We start from the raw sequence: 2,128 nt of genomic DNA, 5'->3' as shown, positions 1-2,128 counted from the left end.
ATTGTTTTGCTGGGGATCGTCAGCCTCTGCGCCGACGCCACCTACGAGGGGGCCCGCAGCATCTCCGGAGCTTTTTTGGGATCCCTGGGGGCCAGTGGCACGGTGGTGGGCCTGGTGGCCGGCGGGGGGGAGCTGCTGGCCTATGGGCTGCGCCTGGGCGTGGGCTACTGGAGCGACCGGCTCAGTAGGGATCCCGTGCACCGCAGTCGAGGGCAGTGGCAGCTCACCACCCTGGGCTATGTCCTCAACACGGCGGTGATCCCCGCTCTGGCCTGGGTGAGCAGTTGGCCTGGGGCTGCTTTGCTTTTGCTGGCCGAGCGCCTGGGCAAAGGGATCCGCACCCCGCCACGGGACCTGTTGCTCTCCCATGCGGCGCTGCAGGTGGGCCAGGGCATTGGGTTTGGCCTGCACGAGACCTTGGATCAAATTGGGGCGGTGGGAGGGCCGCTGCTAGTGGCAGGAATGGTTGCCGCCGGCTACGGGTTCCAAGGCGCATTCTTGGCCTTGGGGATCCCGGCGGCCCTGGGGCTGGGGGTGCTGGGGCTGGCCCAATGGCTGTATCCCACCCCGCGCGACTTTGAGCCGGAGCCGGAAACCGCTCCAGCAAAAGGCTTTTCCAGGGTCTTTTGGCTCTATCTCACAGCAGCGGCCTGTGTGGCCATGGGGTTTGCCGACTTTTCCCTCATTGCCCTGCACCTGCAGCAGCAAGGTGGCGAGGCGGCAGGGATCCCCTTGCTCTACGCCCTGGCCATGGGGGTGGATGCCCTAGCCGCCCTGGGCTGGGGCTGGCTATTCGACCGCATTGGGCTGGGGAGCCTGTTGGGGGCGGTGGTCCTGTCTGCCGGTTTTGCGCCGCTGGCCTTTTCCGGCAGCTACGGGCTGACGGTGGTGGGCATGCTGCTCTGGGGGATTGGCCTGGGCGCCCAGGAATCGGTCATGAAGGCAGCAGTAGCCGGCATGGTGGCCGCCCAGGCGAGGGGCTTTGCCTTTGGGCTGTTTACCAGCATCTACGGCCTGGCCTGGTTTTTGGGCAGCGCCCTGATGGGGGTGCTCTACGATCTCTTTCTCCCCGCTTTGGTCATCTTCTCGGTAGCCGCTCAAGCCGCGGGGGCAGCTATCCTCTGGGTCTTAATCCTAAGGGGACAGGCTGGGGCCGGGCGATGAAAAAGCCCTGCACCAGATCTACGCCGCGGTCGCGCACCCACTGCAGCTCTCCTGCCGTTTCGATCCCTTCCGCCAGGGTAGTGATCCCCAGCTTTTGAGCCAGCTCCAGCAGTTTCTCGGCAATCACCGCCTTATAGGGATCCCGATCGACGCCGCGAATGAGCTCCCTATCCAGCTTGATGAGATCCGGCTGCACCTGGTGCAACAGGTTCAGGGAGCCGTAGCCGGCGCCCAGGTCATCCAGCGCCACCCGAAAGCCCGCCTGCCGATAGAAGCGCAAAATCCGCTGCAAGTGGTTCAAATCGGGGCTGCGGTCGGATTCGTTGACCTCAAACACCACCCGCTGGGGCGGGATCCCGGCGCGGCTGATGGCCCAGACGGTGGAGCGCAGGCAAAAGGCCGGGTCGTAGATAGCCGTAGGGCTGAAGTTGATGAAGAGATCCCCTTGTAAGCGGTGCTGGGTGGCCGCGGCAATGGCCGTGCGGCGGGCGGCCAAGTCCAAGTGGTAGAGCAGCCCGGCCTCGCGGGCCATGGCAAAGAGCAAGCCCGGCCCAATCACCTTGCCCTCTTTGTCCAACCCCCGCACCAGCGCCTCGTGGCCCACCACACAAGTGGGATCCTGCGCCCGGACAATGGGCTGAAAGTAGGTGGTGAGACGGTCTTCCTTCAACACTTCCAACAAAAGCCCAGCTTGGGTGCGGTGGAACAACTGCAGCAGCGACTCCACCCGGGCGCAATCTTGCCAGCAGGGATCCCTATCTCCGGCCAAAAACAGGGCGCGGCTGGCCCGCATCTCTTCTTGCGAGAGAATATCAGCCATTGTCTCCAGGGTCTTCTTAAGGGCTCCCTGGGCAATGGCAACAACTAGGCCAAGGTCTTCTAAAACTTGCACGGGAACCTCTGTCTTGGCCTCCAGAGCCCGCCAGAGCTTCTGGTGGGTATGAGGAGTGGGCAGCCAGAGAAA

Annotated in this window: 2 protein-coding genes; one reads left to right on the top strand and one right to left on the bottom strand. The window is 64.1% G+C overall.

Going from position 1 to position 2,128, the window contains the following annotated elements; genetic code table 11:
* Nucleotides 1–1,164, top strand: a 1,164-nt coding sequence (locus tag NW857_RS11135; protein ID WP_414368961.1) for an MFS transporter, incomplete at its 5' end; no start/stop codon positions are given.
* Here the strand turns inward: NW857_RS11135 and NW857_RS11130 are convergent.
* Nucleotides 1,115–2,128, bottom strand: a 1,014-nt coding sequence (locus NW857_RS11130; protein WP_414368959.1) for an EAL domain-containing protein, incomplete at its 5' end; no start/stop codon positions are given. The genes NW857_RS11135 and NW857_RS11130 overlap by 50 nt on opposite strands.

The organism is Synechococcus sp. H55.9, from assembly GCF_047462355.1.
Taxonomy (GTDB): domain Bacteria; phylum Cyanobacteriota; class Cyanobacteriia; order Thermostichales; family Thermostichaceae; genus Thermostichus.
This window is presented reverse-complemented; position numbering and strand designations above follow the sequence as displayed.